Here is a 21,862-nt window from a genome sequence, read left to right as displayed (position 1 = left end):
GTCAACCGGGACGGCTTCGGGTCGTTCACGTTTTGATCTATGCCGGCAGACCGAATCATCTATGCTGTCGGCATGAACGATCTGGCCACCATCCTGTCCGAACCTGTCGCCCGCCTCGGCGCCACCACGCTCACGCTCGGCCAAGCCCTGGGTTTCGGCGCAATGCTGTTCCTTGGACTGTTCGTGGCGCTCGTCGTTGCGCTCTGGCGATCGGCCAAGGCGCGTGCAGTGGCGGCCGCCGAAGCCGCCGACCACGCCCGTGACGCCGAGGTGCGGATGGCCGGCATCTTGGCAAGTCAGGCGGAAATGCAGGGCCGCATGGGCGCCATCGCCGAAGTGTTCGGGGCGCGCCAGGCGGAACTGACCCAGTCGATCGGCCAGCGCCTCGATGCCATGACCGGCCGCCTGGGCCAGACCATGACCGAGCAGACGAGATCGACGCATGAGAGCCTCGCCAAGCTGCAGGAACGGCTGGCGGTCATCGATATCGCGCAAGGCAATATCCAGTCGCTGGCCGGCCAGGTCGTGCAATTGCAGGCGATCCTTTCCAACAAGCAGACGCGCGGCGCCTTCGGCCAGTCGCGCATGGAGGCCATCGTCGCCGACGGATTGCCGCACGGCGCCTATGAATTCCAGGCGACCTTGTCGAATGGCAGCCGGCCCGACTGCCTGGTGAAGATGCCGAACGGCGCGCCGTCACTTGCCATCGACGCAAAGTTTCCGCTCGAGGCGTGGAATGCCATCCGTGCCGCCGAAGGCGCCGACCTGCAGAAATCGGCCGCACAGGCTTTCCGCCGCGACATCGAGGTGCATGTCCGCGATATTTCCGAAAAATACCTGATCCAGGGCGAGACGCAGGACACAGCCTTCATGTTCGTGCCCTCGGAATCGGTGTTCGCCGAAATCCATGAGAATTTCGAGGCCGTTGTCCAGAAGGCGCATCGATCGCGGATCGTCATCGTCTCGCCATCGCTTTTGATGCTGTCGATCCAGGTCATTCAGGCAATCCTCAAGGATGCACGCATGCGCGAGCAGGCGCACCTGATCCAGGGCGAAGTCATCCGGCTGATGGAAGATGTTTCCCGGCTCGACGAGCGGGTGCGCAAATTGCAGACGCATTTCGGTCAATCGGCCAAGGATATCGAGGACATCCTTGTCTCGACATCGAAGGTGACCCGGCGCGGACAAAAGATCGAGGCGCTGGAGTTTGGCGTGCAGCCGGCGGAGGATACCGCTGGTTCGAATGGCAGCAGAGCAAAAGCGGAAAGCAGCCCGCGCGTCGCTGATTCGAAAACCGGGCAGTTGAGGCTAAGGGTCGTCGAAGGCGACGATTGAGAGCTACGCCGGAACCGGAGGCTTCACCCGGATCTGGCGCTACTGCTCCTCGATGATGGTCGTGCCTTCGAATTCCGGCAGCCAATGCAGCGCCGAGCGGTGCCAGATCTGCTTTCTCGGCACCAGTTGCTCGCGCTGCCGTGCCGTGCCGACCCTGATGCCGTAAACCTTCGGTCCCTCGCCCGCCGACGTGGCGTAGAGATGCGAGCCACACTCACCGCAAAACGCCTGGGCGCGCTTGGCGCCGCTCGAACCGGTCTTGATGTAGATTTTCGGCTTGCCCTTGGTGATCCTGTAATTGTCCTCGGACGCCGGCACGGTGACGCGAAAGGCCGTTCCGGTTAGCTTCTGACAATCGATGCAGTGACAAATGGTGGTCTTTTCCGGATCGACCTCGGCCTCGTAAGTGATGGCGCCGCAATGACATCCGCCGTCGATTTTCATCTTCGTTCCTCCCGAGCTTTTGCCTGCGATCATAGCCGGGACTGCCCGATGGCGCATCGATTTCCTCAAGCCATTTTCCTTAGGCCGGTTCTTGTCCGGATGCCCCTGCCAAGGCCTTGCTCCGGCGTTCCCAGGTGCCGGTGGTCTGAGGCTTGACGAACAGCCGCGTCACCTCCGGCATCTCCGCTTTCAGCCGCGTCTCAAGGCGTTCGACGCAGGTCTCTATCTCGGGCGCCGACAAGTGGTCCTCGAACTCGATGCTCAGAGCGGCGACGATCTCCTGCGGACCCATATGCAGCGTCAGCGCGCCATTCGCCCGCTGCACCGCCGGGTCCTGCTGGACGATGTCCAATACTTTCATTTGCACCTCGGGCGAAGCCGGCTCGCCGAGCAGCAGGCTTTTGCTTTCGCGCGCCAGGAAGATCGCGGTTGCACCCAGGATCAGCGCGATGCCGATCGACGCGGCGCCGTCGAGCTTCGGCATGTCCAGCAGTTCCGCCGCCAATATGCCGGCGAAGGCGACAACGAGGCCGAGAAGTGCCGCGCTGTCCTCGAAGAGTACGGTGTAGACACTCGGATCCTTGCTGAGCTGCACCGCCTCGAGCCAGCCGTGGCCGCCTTTTTGGTGACGGAACTCCTTCAGCGCCACCAGCCAAGAGGTGCCTTCGAAAAGGAAGGAAAGGCCAAGGACAGCGTAGTTCACCTTGGCGTTGGCAATCGGCTCCGGCGTCATGATGTGCGTCACGCCTTCGTAGAACGATATGCCGGCGCCCAGTGCAAAAACGAGGAGCGCAACGATGAAGCTCCAGAAGTACAGCTCGCGGCCATGGCCGAGCGGATGCGTACGGTCGGCCGGGCGCGCGGCACGGTGCATGCCGTAAAGCAGCAGGCTGCCATTGCCGGTATCGACGAGCGAGTGGACGCCTTCCGAGAGCATTGCCGAGCTGCCCGTGAACAAGGCAGCGGCGAATTTGGTCAGTGCGATCGCAAGATTTCCGGCGAGCGCCGCGTAGATCACTTTTTTCGACCCGCCATGCGCCGCCACGGTGTGCTGCCTTGGTTGATGCACCGAGATTGGCGGAGCGTCCGCCCACGCTCCACAGCTCTCACAACGCCTGAAGCGCCGAGTTGTTCACAAGGTCAGTTGTGCAAAAGGGCGGCGCGGGGCTATTCGACGACCTCGTCTGTCCAGACCTTGAAGCCAGCCAGCGCGCCCGGCCCGAAAATGTGGGTCAGCGGCACATCAGCGGCATCGCGCCCGGAGGCAATCAGGATGCGGCCGATGCGCGGCGCGTTGTTGCGCGGGTCGAACGCGTGCCAGCGGCCGCCGAGGTAGACCTCCATCCAGGCGGCGAAATCCATGTCCGACCACGGCTTTGGCAGGCCGATGTCACTGATATAGCCGGTGCAGTAGCGGGTTGGAATATTCAGGGCGCGGCAGAAGGCAACAGCGAGGTGAGCAAAGTCGCGGCACACACCACTCTGCTCGCGATAGGCCTCGGCGGCGGTGCGCGTCGGCCGTGCATTGAAATAGTTGAAGACGATGTGGTTATGGACGAAGTCGCAGACCGCCTGGACGCGCGGAATGCCGAGCGGGGTGCTGCCGAACAGCCGCCACGCTTCATTCGACAGCACGTCACTCTCGCAATAACGGCTGGGCAGCAGGAACAGCAGCGTCTCCGACGGCAGATCGCGCACCTCGTGCTGCCACGCCGTCAGCTCGCGCGTCTCAAAGGAGCCGGGGTCGCGGATGACCGCGTCGGTGCCGAAGGCAAAGCGCCCGGCCGGCGCAACGAGACGGTTGCACCAATTGCCGAAACTGTCGCGGTAGCTCTCGATCGGCACCGGCGGGTTCGACGTCAGGAAGTCCGGCCGCTCAAGATCGGATGCGCGCGAATAATGGACATTTAGCATCGCGATCAGCGGTGTTTCCTGCGGGAAGTCGAAGCTCATCTGGCAACCGATGTGGATCCGCATTGTCGTCCTGACCGGCCTGCCTGATCATCAGCCGGCGAAACGCGAGGGCTGATGCTGCAGTGCGAAGAAGACCATGGCACGGACCGCTGCGGTTTACGAGGGAATTAGAAACCGGTTGACAGCCATCGGCCAGGGCGACTGCCCGGCAGCGGCCTCTTGCAGTCGAGCGTTTTCTCTTGTTTCACTTCGCCAGACATCAACTGGAGGAACGAATCATGGCTAAGGGTGCGATGAAGGCAGGCAAGGAAGCCCGCAAGCCGAAGAAGGACGCGAAGAAACCCGCTCCGGCGCCGGCCTTGAAGGCACCGCCGGTGAAGGCGATGAAGCTGAAGGACAAGTAGGGCCGCAGCTACCGTTTCGGCTTATTTCGACCGGCCGCAAACCCGGCTGGTATGATTGTTCATTAAGCTCACGCGCATCCCCTATGGATGCGGCGAAGATAGATTTCGCGCATTCAAGAAATCGGCCGAAAGCCATCGAAACGGAGCGTTCCGATGGCTTGAATCAGTGCCGGAAGGCGTTATCGCGCGGAGAAGCCGGGCGGCGTCCTGCCGGTGCGCTGCTTGCGCGCGGCATAGCGTGCGTCACGCTTGGCCTTACGTTCGGCCTCGTCGGCAAGAAAACGGGCGATGCGCTCGTTCTCTTCAGCTTCCCGGATCTTCGCTTCGGCCTGTGCGGCCTCTTCGGCGGCGATGCGTGCCGCTTCGGCGGCTGCCTCGCGCTCGGCCTTTTCGGCCGCTTCGCGCGCCAGCTTTTCCTGCTTCAGCCTGGCCTTTTCGGCCTCGCGTATCGCGCGGGCCTCGAGGATCGCCTTGCGCTCGGCCTGTCGTGCCAGCACCGCTGGATCATCTGCCGCCGGCTTTGCCTTGAAGCGCTCCAGAAGCGCCTTCTTTGCCTCGTTCGCGGCATTGCGCCGCTCGAAAACGTCTTTTTCCCTATAGATAGCCAAGTCCACTTCCCTGAAGTCAATTTGCGAGGCTTACATACGCGTGAAAACCGAGAGTTCAAGCGCCAAAACGGTATGCCAGCCATGAAATTCTGATCTGTTGCAGCCGGGAGACGCCATTTCGATTGAATTCGGCTGAAAGGCACCCGCACTGTTCACCATCCAGCCATCTGGCGGGGCGGCGGACTGATCGCTACCTGTAGCCCCAGGACAAACGCTGGGATGACACACTATGGAACTCGGTCTCTACACTTTCGCCGACGTCAGCCCGGAACCGGGTCCCGGTGCGATCGGTGCGCACGAGCGGCTGCGCAATTTGATCGAGGAGATCGAGCTCGCCGACCAGGTCGGGCTGGACGTCTTTGGTCTCGGCGAGCACCACCGTCCCGACTACGCTGCCTCCGCTCCGGTGGTGGCATTGGCGGCGGCCGCCGAACGAACCAGGCGCATAAGGCTGACCAGCGCTGTCACCGTGCTGTCGTCCGACGATCCGGTGCGCGTCTTCCAGCAGTTTGCCACCCTAGACCTTCTGTCCGGCGGCCGGGCGGAGATCATGGCCGGGCGCGGCTCGTTCATCGAGTCCTTTCCGCTTTTCGGCTACAATCTCGAAGATTATGACGAGCTCTTTGCCGAGAAGCTCGACCTGCTGCTCGCCATCCGCGATCATGTCAAGGTGACCTGGTCGGGCAGTCTGCGCGCTCCGATCAATGATCGCGGCGTCTATCCCCGGCCCTTGCAGGACAAATTGCCGATCTGGATCGCCGTCGGTGGAACACCGCAATCCGTCGCCCGCGCCGGCGTGCTCGGGTTGCCGCTGGCACTGGCGATTATCGGTGGCGAGCCGGCGCGGTTCGCACCGCTGTTCGACATCTACAGGGATGCGGCCAGACGCGCCGGCAACGATCCGGCAAGCCTTGCCACCAGTCTCAACGTGCACGGCTTCATCGCCGAGACCACGAACCAGGCAGCCGACGATTTCTACGGGCCGCAGGCCGAGGTGATGAACCGTATCGGCCGTGAGCGCGGCTGGGGGCCGACATCGCGGGCGCATTTCGACCAATCGCGCGGCCCGAACGGCGCGCTGTTCGTCGGCAATCCAGAACAGGTGGCCGAGAAGATCATTGCCCAGCACAGGATATTCGGCAACGACCGCTTCCTGCTGCAAATGGCGATCGGCACCATGCCGCACGCCAAGGTGATGAAGGCCATCGAACTCTACGGCACCAAGGTGGCGCCGATCGTGCGCCGGGAAACTGCGAGGGCCGTTCCCGCCGTGGCGGCGCCGGTTGCCTGATTCCCAGTCACCTGATTCATTGCCAAGGCCGCGAGGCGGCCTTGTCGGTGACGCCGGCTAACGGAACCTTGAAGCGACAGAGGCGTTTTCGCCAACGGTCTGCACCAATCGCGGTGTGCCGCCGAGGGTCAGAATGAAAGCCGAACCCGCCGCTTCGGGCGCAAGCGCTGCCGAAAGCCCGGATCCGCGCGTCGAGGCGCGGGCGGATGCGCATCTGATGCGTTCGCTGCTCGTCGGCATCTTCATCCTTATGGCGATCTACGCGCTTTACTTCGCCCGTGCCTTCTTCATGCCGGTCATTCTGGCTTTCCTGCTGGCGTTGACGCTGACGCCGATCGTTCGCTTCCTGCGCAAGCATGGCATGCCCGATGTCATTTCGGCGACACTGCTGGTGCTGCTTTCGTTCTGCCTCGTCGCCGTCGCGGGATATCTGCTCAGCGGCCCGGTCATCGACCTCATCAACAACACCTCGACGATCGGCCAGCAGCTTACCGAACGTCTGGCACAACTGCGCCGTCCGTTCGAACGGATCGTGGAGATTTCGCGCCAGATCGAGGGCCTGACACAGACAACCCAGGAGCCGGGCGTTCAGAGGGTGGCGATGGCGCCATCCGGTATTCTCTCGCAGGCGGCCGGCAATGTGCTGTCGGCTGGCGTCAGCGTTACCATCGTCTTCGTCCTGTCGCTGTTCCTGCTAGCCTCGGGCACGATGTTCTATGAAAAGATCGTCCAGTCCTTCTCCAGTCTCAGCGAAAAGAAGCGGGCGCTGCGCGTCGTCTACGACGTCGAACGTGAAATCTCGCATTATCTGCTTACCGTCACGGTGATCAATACATGTCTCGGCATTGTCATCGGGCTCGGCCTTTGGGCGCTCGGCGTGCCCAACGCGCAGGTCTGGGGCGCGGCAGCGGCTCTGCTCAATTTCCTGCCTTATATCGGGGCGCTGACCACCATCACGCTGGTCACGATCATCGCGCTGATCAGCTTCGACACGATTTCCTATGCGCTGCTGGCGCCGGCCTTCGTACTTATGTGCGATGTCGTCGAAGGCCAGTTCGTGACGCCGACGGTGGTCGGCCGCCGTCTCGAGATCAACGCAGTGGCGATCCTCATCGCCATCGCCTTCTGGTCCTGGCTGTGGGGTTTCGTCGGCGCGTTGCTGGCGGTGCCGCTGCTGGTCGTGATCAAGGTGTTCTGCGATCATTTCGACGGCCTCAGTCATGTCGGCAATTTCCTCGCGGCGCAGCATACGGTGGTGATCGAGGACGAAGAAATTCACGAGGCGAAAAAGTAGCGGCTTAAGGTCAAAAACGTCCCCCGATTGGGGCGGATCACGACCTTGCATCGGTGGCACGTCCGTTGTGCCTGCAGTGCTCAATCAACATTTTGAATTTGCCGCCTCGGCAACGGCTTCCTACATCCGTTCGGCCCACAGGAAACCCCGCGCCGATGACCGCTCTTTCCGTTCTCGACCTGTCGCCGATCGTCGAAGGCAGCAACGCTTCGCAGTCACTCGCCAATTCGCTCGATCTCGCCCGCCATGCCGAGCGGCTGGGATATAAGCGCTACTGGCTGGCTGAGCATCACAACATGCCGGGCATCGCCAGCGCCGCCACCTCGGTGGTCATTGCCCATGTGGCCGGCGGCACCAAGACGATACGCGTCGGCGCCGGCGGCATCATGCTGCCCAATCATTCGCCGCTGGTCATCGCCGAGCAATTCGGCACGCTCAACGCTCTGCATCCCGGTCGCATCGATCTCGGCCTCGGGCGGGCGCCCGGCACCGACATGGCCACGGCACGGGCGCTGCGCCGCAACCTCGATGCTGGCGCCGACAATTTCCCGCAGGACGTCGTCGAGCTGATGGGTTACTTCCAGCCGGCCGAAGACGGCCAACGCATCCGCGCGGTGCCCGGCGAAGGCGAAAAGGTGCCGATCTGGATTCTCGGTTCCAGCCTCTACGGCGCGCAGCTTGCCGCCATGCTCGGCCTGCCCTACGCCTTCGCTTCGCATTTTGCGCCGGCCGAGCTCGACCATGCGCTGGAGATCTACCGCTCGCGTTTCCAGCCTTCGGAGCAGCTCGACAGGCCCTACGTGATGCTCGGCCTCAATGTCTTCGCCGCTCCTTCCGATGCCGAGGCGCGGCTGCTGTTCACCTCGCTGCAGCAGGCCTTCGTCAATCTGCGCACCGGCCGGCCCGGCCGATTGCCGCCGCCGGTCGAAGGATATGAGCGCGACCTCGATCCAATGGCCAAGACCATGCTCGGCCAAGCGCTTTCCTGCGCCGTCGTCGGCTCTCCCGAAACGGTCAGGCAAGGCATCGAGGCCTTCGTGCGCCGCACCGGCGCCGACGAGCTGATGGTCACAGCGCAGATTTTCGACCATGCGGCGCGGGTGCGCTCGTTCGAGATCCTGGCCGACGCTCACAAATCGCTGTCGGAAGCTGCCTGAGAGTTGGTTCGCCACTTGCCACTGTTGCGGGCAAGGCCGGCCTTAGGCAGGGAACATCGCGAACCGGTGTGCGAAGACATAGCGAACATTTCGCGCGTTTTACGCGGAGCTTTTCGATCCCTCATGCTCGTCCGTTTGCGGGAAACGCGGCGTCCACTAAATGACGATCACCTTGGTGCCGATTGTGGCGCGGTCATAGAGATCGATGATGTCCTGGTTCATGAGGCGAATGCAGCCCGCCGACACAGCTTTGCCGATGGACCACCATTCAGGGCTACCGTGCAGGCGATATCCAGTGTCACCTTTCTCGTTGAAAAGATAGAGCGCCCGCGCCCCGAGCGGGTTCATGAGTCCGCCCTCCATATGGGCCGGTATGATGCGGCCTCGCTTCTGCTCGCGCACGATCATCGCAGACGGCGCGCTCCAATCCGGCCATTCGCGCTTCCTCGCAACGTGAGCGGTGCCATGCCACTCGAAGCCCGCCTTGCCAACGCCGATTCCGTAGCGCAGCGCCTGACCGTCTCCCAACACGTAGTAGAGGAACTTCGCTCCTGTATCGACAATGATGGTGCCCGGCGCCTCTTCAGTCGCATAAGGTACTGTCTGCCGATGGAACTTTGGGTCAACCTTGTAGATCGGAACCGGCGGAACGCGAAAACCGGCGTCGGTGAGGCCGCCATAGGCCGAGGGGAAAGTCTTTAATGCGCCGCCGGTGGTGCAGCCGAAGAATACGGCCATCCCAGCAAGAACCAGCCCGATTAGGATCGATTTCACGCGCATGACTCAAGCCGGCGCCCGTGTGGACGATCAGCCGCATCTCGTCATATTCCTAATCCGACCTGCTTCGATTGCCAAGATTTTCCTGACTGTCGGCTGGCTGATCGTTGGCCACTTGGCTCGATCGGCGCCGCGTCCTTCCATTGCTCGGTTTTCGAACGACGAACGCCCGTAGTGGCTGCGAAGGCCCGGGTCGGCAGGACAGGGGGACCGCTGGTCCGTCCGGCAGTGCAAAGTTTCCGAACGGAGCCCAAGCGCTACGCGCTGACGCTCTGCGCAGTCGCACCTAGCGGACGGCATGAATTGCGGATCATCAGGCGACCCTTGAGCGTCAGCTTGCGCGGCGGCGCATCCCTGTTTCCGGCGAGCCGGTCGAGCAGCAGATTGGCCGCCTGTTCGCCAATCGCCTGCACCGGCTGTGCGACCGTGGTCAATTGCGGCCGGAACACATCCGACCACGGAAAGTCGTCGAAGCAGGCGACCGAAATATCCTCCGGACAGGACAGGCCGATATCGCGAATGGCCTTCATCGTGCCGATCACCATCGGGTTGTTGGCCGAAAAGATGGCGCTCGGCCGGTCGTGCAGCGAAAGCAGCTGCATGGTGGCGTTGTAGCCGTCGACTTCATGGAAGTTGCCGAAGCGGACGAGCTCGGGTTCGGCCGGCAGGCCGGCGGCCTGGAGGGCCTCGCGGTATCCCGCCATGCGGTCATGCATCGGCGAGATATCGAACGAGCCGGAGATGTAGCCGATGCGCCGATGGCCGAGATCGATCAGGTAGGTGATGGCGTCGAACACCGCGCGCTGATTGTCGAGAACGACGGCATCGGTATCGACACCCTGGCAAACACGGTCGAGCAGCACGACCGGCACGTTGGCGTCGTCGACAATCCGTTTGAGGATCGCGCCGTCGCCGACACGCGCGACGATCAGTCCGTCGACCATGCGGTCGAGCAGCAGTCTGATCTGGTCGTCCTGCGTGTTCAGGTGCTCGTCGGTGCAGCACAGCATGACGGCGTAGCCGGCCCTGTCGAAAGCCTGCTGGATGACCGAAACCACGTCGGTGAAGAACGGGTTTGTGATGTGGGGGACGGTGAGCCCGATGGTGCGTGTGGTGCCCATCTTCAGGCTGCGGGCGATGGCATTGCGCTTGTAGCCGATGTCGCGGATCGCCTGTTCGATGCGCTGGCTGAGCTCGGGGCTGACGGTCGCGGTGCCGTTGATCAGCGCCGATACGGTGGCCACGGAAACACGCGCGGCCTCGGCCACGTGAAGCATGGTCGGAGCAGTGAATTTGCGCTGCTTTTTTCGTCCTGACGCTGTCATTTTGGAAACGTTTCACCACTCCACGGCAGCAATACGTACGGAATCTTACGGTTTTGCGCAAGAATTGAAATGGAACAATCTCGGACTCCAAATATTGCCTTGACATGATCGAAACGTTTAGATTAGCGTTTGAGGTGTTCGGTGGCGACGGAGGGAGGCCGTCCTTGTCATGCAGCACGGCAATTCCATCCCTGCGCAAGGCGTTGTGGCGGACGGCTCGGCTATCGTGCTGAGCGCCGAGCACATCTCCAAGTCCTTCGGGGGCATCGCCGCGCTTGTCGATGTCGATTTCGAACTGCGGCGCGGCGAGGTCCATGCGCTGATGGGCGAGAACGGCGCCGGCAAGTCGACGCTGATGAAGATCCTGTCCGGCGTCTATACGGACTATAACGGAACGGTCAGTATCGATGGCGATGCGGTGCGCTTTGCCGGCGTCCGCGAAGCCGAGCGCGCCGGCATCGCCATCATCCACCAGGAGCTGAATCTCGTCCCCGAACTCAGCGTCGCCGACAATATCTTTCTCGGCCGCGAGAAGCTGATCGCCGGGCTGATCGTCGACCGCAAGGCGAGCAGCCGCGCTGCCGGCGCGCTGCTGCAAAGGCTCGGCATCGAGCTCGATCCGGATGCGCGCGTCGGTGCCTTGCGCGTCGGCGAACAACAACTGGTCGAGATCGCCAAGGCGCTGTCGATGTCGGCGCGCATTCTGATCATGGACGAGCCAACCTCAGCGCTTTCGCCAGCCGAATGCCAGCGGCTGTTCCGCATCATCCGCCAGCTCGCCGACAGCGGCGTGGCGATCGTCTACATTTCGCACCGCATCGACGAAGTCACGCATCTGGCCAGCCGGGTCACCGTGTTCCGCGATGGACGCCACGTCCTGACGCGGGCGATGGACAAGCTCGACGAAGACGCCATAATTTCGGCGATGGTCGGGCGAAACCTGCTGGCTTCCTCCCAGGAGCACCGCATCCCCGGTGTCAACACCGTCCTTTCCGTAAGCGAGCTGTCGCTGTCGAAGCCCAATCGCCATGGCTGGCGCACCGTGCTCGACGGCGTCAGTTTCGATCTTGCCGCAGGTGAAATCCTGGGTATCGGCGGGCTGCTGGGCTCGGGCCGGACCGAAATCCTGGAAACCATCTTCGGGTCCAGCGGCGGACGTGCCGGCGGTGAGATCAGGCTCGATGGCGAGGTGGTAGAAATCCGTTCGCCGCGCGATGCGCGCCGGCTCGGCATCGCCCTGGTCACGGAAGACCGCAAGACGCAAGGCCTGCATCTCGAGGCCTCGATCACCGACAATGTCGCGCTGCCGCTGGTCGGTGCGCTGGCGCGGTTCGGCCTGCGCTCGCTGGCCGGTGAGCAAGGGCTGGCAAGGGACGCCGTCAAGGCGCTCGGCATTCGCTGCGAGACCGTCGAGCAGCCTGCCGGCACGCTGTCCGGCGGCAACCAGCAGAAGGTCGTCATCGGCAAATGGCTGGCGACGAGGCCGCGGGTGCTGCTGCTCGACGAGCCGACGCGCGGCATCGATGTCGGCGCCAAGCGGGAAATCTACGATCTCATCGTCAAGCTGGCGCGAGACGGGCTGGCGATCGCGGTCATCAGCTCGGAATTGCCGGAGCTGCTGCATCTTTCCGACCGTATCCTGGTCATGGCCGACGGCCGCCAGACGGGAATCCTGTCCCGCGCGCAAGCCAGCGAGGAGGCCATCATGCGGCTTGCGGCGCCGCGACGGACGATGACGAGGCCTGCCGCATGAGCATTTTGCATATCCTGTCCCGGACGAAGCTCTATTGGGGCCTGATCGCCATCTTCCTGATCGGCGTGCTCGGCTCGCCGATCAGCTCCAAGGGCAACAACATTTTCCTGTCCTACGGCAACCTGCTCGACGTGCTGCGCCAGGTGTCGACCACCGGCCTGATTGCCACCGGCATGACGGCCGTGATCATTACCGGCGGTATCGACCTTTCCGTCGGCTCGCTGATGGCGATCTGTACGGTGGTCTGTGCCATGCTGCTGACGGTCCCCGGCGTGACGCCGGCGGTGGTGCTTGGGGTGCCGACAGTTGCCGTGGCAGCCCTTTGCCTCGGCATTCTCGTCACTCGTTTCATCCTGCTGAACATCGAAAAATCCCATGCCGGCGCGCAGGCGACGCACGACATCAGGCTGGACAGCGTTCGCGGGCTGGTGACGCCCGGCATTGTCGGGGTGATCCTGTGCAGTCTGGTGCTGTGGTTCCTGCTGCCGCAGGTAGGCTCAAAATTCGGCGTGCTCGGCGTGCTGCTGGTGGCGCCGTGCGTCGGCCTGCTGTTCGGCGCGCTCAACGGCTTCATCATCGTCACGGGGCGGCTGCAGCCCTTCATCGTGACGCTGGCGATGATGGTTACTGCGCTCGGCATCGCCCGGCTGACAGCCGGCCAGAACAATGCGGTGCTGCCGGTCTATACCGGCTCGAACGCCACGGCCGATTTTGAAATGCTGCGCTCGCTGGTATTCGGCGTGATCCCGATGCCGGGCCTGTTCTTCCTCGGCGCCATCCTGATCTACGGCGCCGTGCTGCGCTTCACCCCGTTCGGCCGCTATGTCTATGCAATCGGCGGCAATGAGGAGGCGGCGCGGCTGTCGGGCATCGCCGCAGGCCGCGTGAAGATCGCCACCTATGCCGTGTCAGGGCTGCTGGCCGGCATCGCGGCGGTGCTCTATGTCGCGCAGTACCGGCAAGGCAAGCCGGACGCCGGCGCCGGCCTGGAGCTCGACGCGATTGCCGCCGTGGTCATCGGCGGCACCAGCCTGATGGGTGGACGCGGCAGCCTCACCGGGACGTTCTGCGGCGTGCTGATCTTCGGGCTGCTCTCCAACATCCTGCAGCTGCACAACATCAATTCGAACCTTCAGCTGGTGCTGAAGGGGATGATCATCATCGGTACCGTGCTCGTACAGGAGCGCAATGCCGGTGATCTTCTCTTCTATCTGCGGCTGCCCGGTGGGCAAGCGCACAAGGAAACGGCCGCGGCAACGCGGCCGTCGCAAGAGACCGCGTCTCTGAATATTGGAGGAAACAAGAAATGAAACGACGTGAATTGTTGAAGCTCGCCGGGCTGACAGCGGCACTCCTGACCACGACCGCCATGCTTGCCGGCGGCGCCCATGCGCAGGACAAGAAGTGGAAGATCGGCTTTTCGCAGGTGACGACCATCGAACCCTGGCGGGCTCAGTTCAACAAGGACATTCTGGCCGAAGCGGCCAAGCATCCGGAAGTCGAACTGATCATCACCGACGGCGAGGACAAGACCGAGAAGCAGGTGGCCGACGTCGAGAACCTGATCCGTCAGGAGGTCGATGCGCTCTTGGTATCGCCGAAAGAATCCGCCGGTCTGACCGGTGTCGTGCAGCAGGCGATCGATGCCAAGATCCCGGTCTTCGTGCTCGACCGCAACGTCGAAACCAATGACTACACGCAGTTCGTCGGCGGCGACAACAAGCTGATCGGCCGGGCTGCCGGTGAATATGCCGTCGAGCTGCTTGGCGGCAAGGGCAAGGCCGCCGGGAATGTCGTCGAGATCTGGGGCGGCATGGGCACCCAGCCGGCGCACGATCGCCATGACGGCTTCCATGAATTCACCGACAAGGAGCCGGGCATAAAATACCTGCTCGACCAGCAGTCGGGCGACTGGAAGCAGGACCAGGCCTACAACATCATGGCGACCGCGTTGCGCAACAACGAGAAGATCGATCTTGTCTACGGCCATAATGATCCGATGGCCTATGGTGCCTATCTTGCCGCCAAGGACGTCGGACGTGAGAAGGACATCAAGTTCATCGGCATCGACGGCCTGCCCAATGAAGGCGTGCAGCTGGTCGCCAATGGCGAACTGACGGCGACGTTCACTTATGTGACGCCGGGCGCCGAAGGGCTGCGGCAGGCGATCAAGTTCCTGAACGGGGAGAAGGTGGAAAAGACCATCACCCTGCCGACGCAGAAGATCACCAAGGAAAATGCCGCCCAGATACTGAAGGACAACGGCCTCTGAGACGAGGCTTTCCTGCCGGGCGTTCAGCGCCCGGCAGGAACAACAATCAAACGCCGGCAGGCGGCAGATTAAGCCAGCTTGGCCAGCAGCTTCATGAAAATGGCCGCCTCCTTGGCGGAAAGCGGCGCCAGCGTTTCCTGCGTGATCTCGCGGGCAAGCGGAATCAGTCGCTCGATCGCGTCGCGCCCCTCGGCCGTCAGATTGACCAGTAGGCGCCGTTTGTCGACTTCGTGTTTGCTAAGTTCGACAAAGCCACGCGCTTTCAGCCGGTCGATGACACCCTTCACGGTCGCCGCATCCATGGCGATCAGGCTGCCAAGCTGGTTCTGCCAGGTCTCGCCGACGTCGCGCAATTTGGCCAAAGCGGCAAATTGCGGCGGCGTCAGATCGGCGATGTGTGCGGCGAAGATCGAGACATGGCGCTGATGCGCCTTGCGCAGGATGAAGCCGACCTGCTCCTGCAAGCGATAGTCGTTTTCGTCAGGTTCCTCCGCCTCGACCAGCTTGAGCAGATTGTCTTCGGCGCTCACCGCAGCCCGTCCCATGCCTTGATATCCTTGGCCGCCAGCCCGCCCATGCGGTCGTGAACGCGCGGGCCGCAGGTCATTGCGAGGCAGAACAGGATCTCGTCGGGACGCGGGCCATCGCTGATGCCGATTTCCATGGCATCGAAATGGCTGCGCACATAGGCGGCGTTGATGTGGCCGAGCGGCACATCGAGCCGCGCACCGAAAGCGCCGACCTTCTTTGCCGACGGCACGATCGCCTTGGCGTCGCCGAGCCGCTCGCGCATGGCATAGCCGCCCGGCACATGCCACAGCGCGCCATGCTCCAGCTCGCCCGCCATGCCGACGATGGCGCCCTTGCCGTAACCGTCGATCTGTTTCACGTCGCCGCCCAATGCGGCAATAAGCCTGTCCGAGAGCAGCAGCCCGAGCGGCTTCAAATCCTCCATGGCGCTCTGCAGTTCCTCGACGTAACGGCCGGCGAACGGGTTCTTGACCACAGCCATAGCCGCGGCGCGGCGCCGCGGCACCTTCGCCACCCGCCCGCCCTCGTGAAAAATCTCTTCGGTCAGCACGGCGATCTTGCGGATCGGAAACTCAGGCATGAGCAATTTCCCTCTCTAAAGCTTTATTGGCGAGCCCCATCGGACCTGCGATGCGCGCCTGACCGCCGAGGAAAAGCGCCGCGGCGGCAATCAGGCCGCGCCGCCGAAACTCCTCGGCAACGGCAAATCCACCTTCCAGTGCAATAGCGATTTCAGCGGCGGAAAGCGGCCCCACGCCCTGCGTCACCAAACGGTCGCCGAGATCGCTGTCAGGCGCGAGATCGCGCGCCCGTACGCGCCTAACGGCTGGATGACCGGGCAGGTCGACGGCGTTGGCGATCAAGGTCGCGGCGGCATCGGCTTCAGCACCCGTCCGCGCCAGCACCGTGACCGCGTCGGCGATGCCGAGCGAAAAGGAGCGGCCGCGCCAGCCGCTGGTCGCGACGCCGTGGATCGCGTCTTCGGCGCGGATCGTGAGACGATCTGCCAACCCATGACCTGTCCCGGCAATGGCAAGCGTCATCGACTGCCCGTTGCCGAGATGGATCGCGCTGTCGCCGCCATTATTGACATAGGCGCGCTCGAGCCGGCGGCCGGCAAGCAGGGCGCCAAGCACTTCGTCGGCTACCGAGCCGGCGACGGCCGCCATCGGCGTGATGAATTGTTTCGCTAGCGGAACGACCGCCGCTTCCATGCGGCGCGCCGTCGGGCCAGCGAAAGCACGTGGCCGCGAGGCGGCCGGGCGCCGCAGTTCGGGCAACTCTTCGACCAGTTCAACCAGGATTGTCTGGAAGCGCGCCACTGCCTGGTCATATGCGGCGCTGCATTCACTCGCCTCGCCGAAGGCCTCGACGATCAGGTCGATCGGCCCATGATTGAGGTGAAGCCTCCGGCCGTCCTCGAGCCAATGCGCCTGCGGGCCGTTCATCGCCCGGCCCCGTTTACGGCCGCGCGACGCAACTGAGCCAGCGGCGGCCAGGGATTGTCCAGGGGTGCGGCCGTGCCGCGGCGCGGATTGAGATATTCGCCGCCCTTGGCCAGGATATCGTCGACGCTGCGGATTTCGGCTTCGTAGCCGCCAAGCCTGACATAATCGTCGCGGCGCATGGTGAACTCGATCGGTGCCACCAGCGCCGGCGTCGGCACATAGCCGAAGGCACCTTCCGGCACGCGGGTGACGTCGACCATCAGCGTGATGCCGCCGCCCGGCCAGACATAGACCGGCGCGCCGCCGACCGTCACATAGGTCTTGAGGCCCTGCACCGAGCGGGTCAGATTGACCGGGTTCTCGGTGACGCCGGCGCGCAGCGAGCCGCCGGCGCCGCCGACGAAAAGCACGGTGCAGAGCGCCGGCTCGCAATTGTCCTCAATCAGTTCGACCGACTTCCGCAGCCGCTCCGGGAACGGTTTCTGCACAGGCTTCAATTCGTCGTCGAGCTCGTAATAGGCGAATTGCTCGCCGGTGGTCGAGACCATCAGCAGCGACATGCCGGGGCGCGCACCCTTTTTGGCGTTCCATTCACCAAGGATCGACAGCGGGTCGGAGATACTGGTGCCGCCCCAGCCGAGGCCGGGTTCCGACACCTTGAAATAACGGCCGGGCGTCGAACGGCGGCCGATGATCTTGATGCCGGTGTCCTGCCAGCCAAGCACCTTGCCGGCCTGATGCTCGGAGACCACGCCGGTAATATGGTCGTCGACAACCACCACTTCGTCGACAAGGCCACGCCACTGGGTGGCGAACATGCCGATGGTGGCCGAACCGCAGCCGACGCGCATGCGCTGCTCGAGCTTGCCGTCGATGACCGGCGGCTTGCCGGCTTCGACGATGACGGTGGCGCCGCCGTCGATGACGAGTTCGACGGGTTTGCGGTTGCACAGGGCGAGCATGGCGTCGCAGGTGGCGCGCCCTTCAGCCTTCGAGCCGCCGGTCAAATGATGCACGCCGCCCAGCGACAGCATCTGCGAGCCGTATTCGCCGGTCGTGACATGGCCGATCGCCTCGCCTTGGGCACGGACCGTCGCCGTTTCGGGGCCAATATGACGGTCGGTGTCGATCTTCACCTTGACGCCGCAATAGGAGAAGATGCCTTCGGTGACGACGGTGACCAGATCGACGCCCTCGACCTCCTGGCTGACGATGAAGGGCGCCGGCTTGTAATCGGGATAGGTGGTGCCGGCGCCGATGGCGGTGACGAAGCGGCGGCCGGTGTTGACCAGTTCGCCGTCCCATGCCTCGCCTTCCTCGGCAAAGGGTACGATTGCGGCGCCGGTCTCGGCCGCGTGGTCGAGGATGGTCAGCGGATCCATCCGGACGATCCTGCCGCCAACATTGCCGTAACGATCGCAGGCGCCGGTGCGGCCATCGGCGATGTAGCACATTACCGGACAGGCATCGCAGCGGATCTTCTCGGCCACCAGCTTCTCGCCGGGATCATGCGTCTCGAAGCGTTCGGCAAGCTCGCTCATCGGCGCGCCTCCTTGTCCCGGATGGCGGCGCGGATGCGGGTCGGCGTCGCCGGAATTTTGGTGACCAGCACACCTGTTGCATGGCGGATGGCGTTGAGGATCGCCGGCGCCGTCGGGATCAGCACATGCTCGCCCAAGCCCTTGGCTCCGAAGGGTCCTTCCGGATCCGGAACTTCTATCAAGATGGTCTCGATCGGCGGCACGTCGCCGATCGTCGGGATCAGATAGTCGTGCAGGTTTTCGGTGCGGCCGGGGATATACTCTTCCATCAGCGCCATGCCGATGCCCTGGGCGATGCCACCCTCAATCTGGCCCTCGGCAAGCAAGGGATTGATGGCCTTGCCGACATCGTGGGCGGCAGTGATTTTTATCAGCTTCACAGTGCCGAGCTTGAGGTCGACCTCCAGTTCGGCGATCTGGGCGCCATAACCATAGACGGCGTAAGGCTTGCCCTGACCTTTTGCATCGAGCGGCTGGGTCGGCGGGTCGTAGCTTTCCTCGGCCCGGAAGACAAATCCTTCGGCGTCTGCCTTCAGCGAGGAAAGATCGATGCGGCGCGTTGCTTCGCCTTCCCTAATGCTCAGGCTTGTGCCGTCCAGCGCAATCGACGCCTTTTGCGAGACATTGGCGAAACGCAAGATCTCCTCGCGCAAGGCGCGGCCGGCCTTTTCGGCGGCCTTGCCGGTGACGAAAGTCTGGCGCGAGGCCGAGGTCTTGCCGGCGTCGGGGGTGATCGCCGTATCAGCGCCTTTCAGCCGCAACTTCTCCAATGGCAGACCCAACGCGTCGGCGCAGATCTGCGCGATGACGGTGTTGGAGCCTTGCCCGATATCGACCGCCCCCTGATGCAGGACGACTTCGCCCGATATCGAGATGCCGACCTTGATGGTCGACGGATTGGGCAGCGAGGTGTTGCCGCAGCCGTACCAGCAAGAAGCGATGCCGACGCCGCGTTTTTTGATGCCGCTACCGGCATTGAACGCTTCGGCATCGCGAACGGCACGCTGCCAATGTGAACGGAGGGCCTCCAGGCAGTCGGCGATGCCGACGCCCGACTCGAGCCGCTGCCCGGTAACTGTTTCGGATCCGTTCCGAAGGCAGTTCTTCAGGCGAAAGTCGAGCCGATCCATGCCGAGCTTGTCGGCCAGCTCGTCATAGAGGGTCTCCTGCATGATCGTCGCCTGCGGCACGCCGAAACCGCGAAAGGCGCCGGCAATCGGGCCGTTGGTGTGGATGGCACGGCCTTCGGCGCGATAGTTCGGCGTAGCATAGGGGCCGGAGGCGTGCACCGGCACGCGGTTGGCGACCGTCGGCCCCCAGCTGGCATAGGCGCCGGTGTTGAAATCGCCGGCGAAGACCATGCCGGTGACACGGCCGTCGGCATTGGCGCCGATGCTCGCTCTCATCAGGGCCGGATGGCGCTTGGTGGTCGAGATCATCGATTCGGTGCGGCTGTAGGCGAGCGCCGCCGGCCGGCCGGTTTTCATGGCGACGAGGCCGATGAGCGGTTGCAGCGAGACGTCGAGCTTCGAGCCGAAGCCGCCGCCGGTCGCGGTCGGCACGATGCGCACCTTTTCCGGGGTAAGGCCGAGCACTTTTGCCGTGTCGTCACGATCCATATAGGGCGCCTGCGTGCAGGCGACGACGACCAGCGTGTCGCCGTCCATGAAGGCATAGCCGGCTTCCGGTTCGATATAGGCGTGCTCGACATAGGAGGTGTCGATGGCGCCAGAAACGACGAAAGCCGCACCGGCAAGCGCGGCTTCGGGGTCGCCACGCTCGACAAAGCCGGAGGTGAGCAGGTTCGCGGGCCGGTTTTCATGGACCAGTGGCGCGCCGCCGGCCTGCGCTTCGCCAGTTTCCAGAAAATGCGGCAACTCGGTCCAACTGACAGGGAAATCGGCTAGGTCGAGATCGAGGATAGCCTCGCGTTCGCCGGCAACCAGCGCCACCGCCTCGCCGCGAAAGCGCGAAACCCCTTCGGCCAGCGCCGGCTGGTCGGCGAAGGGCGCGATGACGCCGAAACAATTCTTTCCCGGAATGTCGGCTGCGGTGAAGACGCCGGCAATGCCGGGACGGGATTTCACCCAGCTGCCGAGATCGCCGAAGCTGAAGGCGGCATGATAGTGCGGTGAGCGGACCACCAGCACCGACAGCGCATCGGCGGGGAAGGAATCGCCGCCGAATTTTTCGCCGCCAGTGACTTTCGGCACGCCATCGAGGCGGATCGGGGAGGAGCCGACGGCATGGCCAGAGGATGGCATGCGCTGATCGAGACCGCCGTCGTGGCGCCAAGCATCCATCACCGCCGCGACGATCTTGCGGTAGCCGGTGCAGCGGCAGAGTACGCCGCCGAGCGCATCCTGCGTTTCAGCCTCGCTCGGGTAAGGCGTCCTGTCCAGGAGTGCCGTTGCGGCGACCAGCAGGCCGGGCGTGCAGGCGCCGCACTGTGCTGCGCCATGGCTGAGAAACGAGGCCTGCAGTGCCGACAGCCTGCCATTGCCGAGACCTTCGACGGTCGTCACGACGGTGCCGGAGGCGGAAGCCGCGGGCATCAGGCAGGCGCAGACCGGCTCGCCGTCGACCAGCACCGTGCAGGCGCCGCAATCGCCGGCATCACAGCCGACCTTGGTGCCGGTCAGCCGCAGCTCGTCGCGCAACACCGCGGACAGCCGCCGCACCGGCGGCACGCAAACGCTGACGGCGGCGCCATTGACCTCGAAGGCGATGTCGGCGCGCTCCATCCCCATCAGGCCGCCGCCCTTTCGCCAGGGATTGCGCCCACAGCACCAAGCACAGCACGGGCAACGATCTCGCGCGCCGCATCCAGCCGATATTCGGCGCTGCCGCGCACGTCGCCGATCGGCGACAACTCGTCCATTGGCGTGGATTGGATCGCAGCGGCCAGCGCGGGGCCGACGGGCAGGCCGCGCAGCGCCGCCTCGACACTCGCCAGGCGCCTGGCGACGACCGAGCAGGACCCGACGGCGACGGCCGCGTTCCTGACGATACCATTTTCGACAGCCAGGCGTGCGGCGGCCATGGCGATGGAGATGACGAGATAACGCCGCGCGCCGAGTTTCACGAAGGCGGAGCCGCCGGCGGTCGCAGGTTTGGGAATACGGATTGCCGTCACCATTTCGCCGGACTGCAGAGCGGTGCGACGGTTGCCAAGGATGAACTTTGCAAGGGGCAGATGCCGGGTCGCGACCGAGGAACGCAGTTCGACTTCGGCATCGAGCACCAGCAGCGCCGGCACACCGTCGGCGGCCGGCGAGGCATTGCAGAGATTGCCGGCAATCGAGGCAACGTTCTGGATCTGCACCGAGCCGACTTCCCGCGCCGCCTGCTTCAGCGCGTCGAAGGCCGCCGGCAGCGGATGGCGGACGAGATCGGTCCAGGCAGTGCGGGCGCCAATGAGCCAATGGTTCTCGGCTTCGGCAATGCCGCGCAATGCCGCCAGGTCATTGATATCGAGGATATTGTCGCGGAAAGGCTTGCTGCCTTGAGCCGGATAAAAATCGGTACCACCGGCAAGGATGCGCCATTGCCCTTCGCCCAGCAACGCGAGGGCGTCGTCGACCGTGGTGGGTTTTGCGTAACGGATCACGCTTTGCCTTCCCAGAATGGGCTTCCCGAGAGGGGATCCTGCCGAAAGACTTTCCCGAGCATTCAAGGCAGGAAATTCATTCGTATGCAAATGATATCAAGCCGGCAGGAATTGTCAAAGCCAGAGTTTGCACGGCTGTTGGCACCGGTGCGCCCGGA

At 63.7% G+C, this 21,862-nt stretch carries 20 protein-coding genes; 8 read left to right on the top strand and 12 right to left on the bottom strand.

Going from position 1 to position 21,862, the window contains the following annotated elements; translation table 11 throughout:
• Positions 1–72: 72 nt before the first annotated feature.
• The gene (locus NMG46_RS00910) at positions 73–1,335 is read left to right on the top strand and encodes a DNA recombination protein RmuC (RefSeq protein WP_254816363.1); all 1,263 of its coding nucleotides are present in this window, start codon (positions 73–75) and stop codon (positions 1,333–1,335) included.
• 39 nt (positions 1,336–1,374) lie between these two features.
• Here the strand turns inward: NMG46_RS00910 and NMG46_RS00905 are convergent, their stop codons facing one another.
• From NMG46_RS00905 to NMG46_RS00895, 3 genes are all read right to left on the bottom strand, one after another.
• Positions 1,375–1,779, bottom strand: a complete 405-nt coding sequence (locus NMG46_RS00905) for a GFA family protein (protein ID WP_254815871.1) — start codon at positions 1,777–1,779, stop codon at positions 1,375–1,377.
• Between the two features lie 79 nt (positions 1,780–1,858).
• Entirely contained in the window at positions 1,859–2,824 is a 966-nt protein-coding gene (locus tag NMG46_RS00900; RefSeq protein WP_254815870.1) for a cation diffusion facilitator family transporter, read from the bottom strand.
• A gap of 122 nt (positions 2,825–2,946) precedes the next feature.
• Positions 2,947–3,756, bottom strand: coding sequence for a transglutaminase family protein (locus NMG46_RS00895; RefSeq protein ID WP_254815869.1), 810 nt, complete (start codon positions 3,754–3,756; stop codon positions 2,947–2,949).
• A gap of 215 nt (positions 3,757–3,971) precedes the next feature.
• Between NMG46_RS00895 and NMG46_RS29635 the strand changes: the two genes are divergently transcribed.
• Positions 3,972–4,097, top strand: coding sequence for a hypothetical protein (locus NMG46_RS29635; protein ID WP_013528464.1), 126 nt, complete (start codon positions 3,972–3,974; stop codon positions 4,095–4,097).
• A 179-nt stretch (positions 4,098–4,276) separates the two neighbouring features.
• Here NMG46_RS29635 and NMG46_RS00890 read toward each other — a convergent pair whose 3' ends face one another.
• The gene (locus NMG46_RS00890; protein WP_023718183.1) at positions 4,277–4,705 is read right to left on the bottom strand and encodes a DUF6481 family protein; all 429 of its coding nucleotides are present in this window, start codon (positions 4,703–4,705) and stop codon (positions 4,277–4,279) included.
• Between the two features lie 229 nt (positions 4,706–4,934).
• Between NMG46_RS00890 and NMG46_RS00885 the strand changes: the two genes are divergently transcribed.
• The 3 genes from NMG46_RS00885 to NMG46_RS00875 all read left to right on the top strand — a co-directional run bounded on the left by NMG46_RS00885 (position 4,935) and on the right by NMG46_RS00875 (position 8,447).
• The gene (locus NMG46_RS00885; RefSeq protein ID WP_254815868.1) at positions 4,935–5,996 is read left to right on the top strand and encodes an LLM class flavin-dependent oxidoreductase; all 1,062 of its coding nucleotides are present in this window, start codon (positions 4,935–4,937) and stop codon (positions 5,994–5,996) included.
• 133 nt (positions 5,997–6,129) lie between these two features.
• Positions 6,130–7,290: an AI-2E family transporter gene (locus tag NMG46_RS00880; protein ID WP_254815867.1), complete on the top strand. Its 1,161-nt coding sequence runs from the start codon at positions 6,130–6,132 to the stop codon at positions 7,288–7,290.
• Positions 7,291–7,445: 155 nt separating this feature from the next.
• Entirely contained in the window at positions 7,446–8,447 is a 1,002-nt protein-coding gene (locus NMG46_RS00875; RefSeq protein WP_254815866.1) for an LLM class flavin-dependent oxidoreductase, read from the top strand.
• Positions 8,448–8,603: 156 nt separating this feature from the next.
• On the opposite strand, the gene NMG46_RS00870 is transcribed toward NMG46_RS00875, so the two are convergent.
• Together NMG46_RS00870 and NMG46_RS00865 are read right to left on the bottom strand one after the other, a co-directional pair.
• Complete coding sequence (locus tag NMG46_RS00870; protein WP_254815865.1) at positions 8,604–9,227, bottom strand: L,D-transpeptidase; 624 nt, start codon at positions 9,225–9,227, stop codon at positions 8,604–8,606.
• Between the two features lie 254 nt (positions 9,228–9,481).
• Positions 9,482–10,501, bottom strand: a complete 1,020-nt coding sequence (locus tag NMG46_RS00865) for a LacI family DNA-binding transcriptional regulator (protein ID WP_254815864.1) — start codon at positions 10,499–10,501, stop codon at positions 9,482–9,484.
• 217 nt (positions 10,502–10,718) lie between these two features.
• On the opposite strand from NMG46_RS00865, the gene NMG46_RS00860 reads away from it, so the two are divergent.
• The 3 genes from NMG46_RS00860 to NMG46_RS00850 are packed head-to-tail and all read left to right on the top strand — an operon-like array spanning position 10,719 to position 14,574.
• On the top strand, positions 10,719–12,302 hold the full coding sequence (locus tag NMG46_RS00860; RefSeq protein ID WP_254815863.1) for a sugar ABC transporter ATP-binding protein: 1,584 nt from the start codon (positions 10,719–10,721) through the stop codon (positions 12,300–12,302).
• On the top strand, positions 12,299–13,612 hold the full coding sequence (locus NMG46_RS00855; RefSeq protein ID WP_254815862.1) for an ABC transporter permease: 1,314 nt from the start codon (positions 12,299–12,301) through the stop codon (positions 13,610–13,612). Before NMG46_RS00860 ends, NMG46_RS00855 begins: the two co-directional genes overlap by 4 nt.
• Positions 13,609–14,574 carry a substrate-binding domain-containing protein gene (locus NMG46_RS00850; RefSeq protein WP_254815861.1) on the top strand — a complete coding sequence of 322 codons (966 nt, stop codon included), beginning with the start codon at positions 13,609–13,611 and terminating at the stop codon, positions 14,572–14,574. Before NMG46_RS00855 ends, NMG46_RS00850 begins: the two co-directional genes overlap by 4 nt.
• Before the next feature lie 68 nt (positions 14,575–14,642).
• Here the strand turns inward: NMG46_RS00850 and NMG46_RS00845 are convergent, their stop codons facing one another.
• From NMG46_RS00845 to NMG46_RS00820, 6 genes are read right to left on the bottom strand one after another with little or no spacing between them, the layout of a single operon-like run.
• Entirely contained in the window at positions 14,643–15,104 is a 462-nt protein-coding gene (locus NMG46_RS00845) for a MarR family transcriptional regulator (protein WP_254816362.1), read from the bottom strand.
• A complete protein-coding gene (locus tag NMG46_RS00840; RefSeq protein ID WP_254815860.1) occupies positions 15,101–15,685 on the bottom strand; it encodes an amino acid synthesis family protein in 585 nt (194 codons plus the stop codon). Before NMG46_RS00840 ends, NMG46_RS00845 begins: the two co-directional genes overlap by 4 nt.
• Complete coding sequence (locus NMG46_RS00835; RefSeq protein ID WP_254815859.1) at positions 15,678–16,553, bottom strand: UPF0280 family protein; 876 nt, start codon at positions 16,551–16,553, stop codon at positions 15,678–15,680. Before NMG46_RS00835 ends, NMG46_RS00840 begins: the two co-directional genes overlap by 8 nt.
• A complete protein-coding gene (locus NMG46_RS00830; RefSeq protein WP_254815858.1) occupies positions 16,550–18,094 on the bottom strand; it encodes a 6-hydroxynicotinate reductase in 1,545 nt (514 codons plus the stop codon). The genes NMG46_RS00835 and NMG46_RS00830 overlap by 4 nt, the downstream gene beginning before the upstream one ends.
• Positions 18,091–20,844, bottom strand: coding sequence for a molybdopterin-dependent oxidoreductase (locus NMG46_RS00825; RefSeq protein ID WP_254815857.1), 2,754 nt, complete (start codon positions 20,842–20,844; stop codon positions 18,091–18,093). The genes NMG46_RS00830 and NMG46_RS00825 overlap by 4 nt, the downstream gene beginning before the upstream one ends.
• Complete coding sequence (locus NMG46_RS00820) at positions 20,844–21,704, bottom strand: xanthine dehydrogenase family protein subunit M (protein ID WP_254815856.1); 861 nt, start codon at positions 21,702–21,704, stop codon at positions 20,844–20,846. Before NMG46_RS00820 ends, NMG46_RS00825 begins: the two co-directional genes overlap by 1 nt.
• Positions 21,705–21,862: the final 158 nt, after the last annotated feature.

Source organism: Mesorhizobium sp. LMG 17147, assembly GCF_024297145.1.
In the GTDB taxonomy this organism is placed as follows: Bacteria; Pseudomonadota; Alphaproteobacteria; order Rhizobiales; family Rhizobiaceae; genus Mesorhizobium.
The sequence above is the reverse complement of the archived record's forward strand: the minus strand, read 5'-3'. Positions and strand labels throughout refer to the sequence as shown.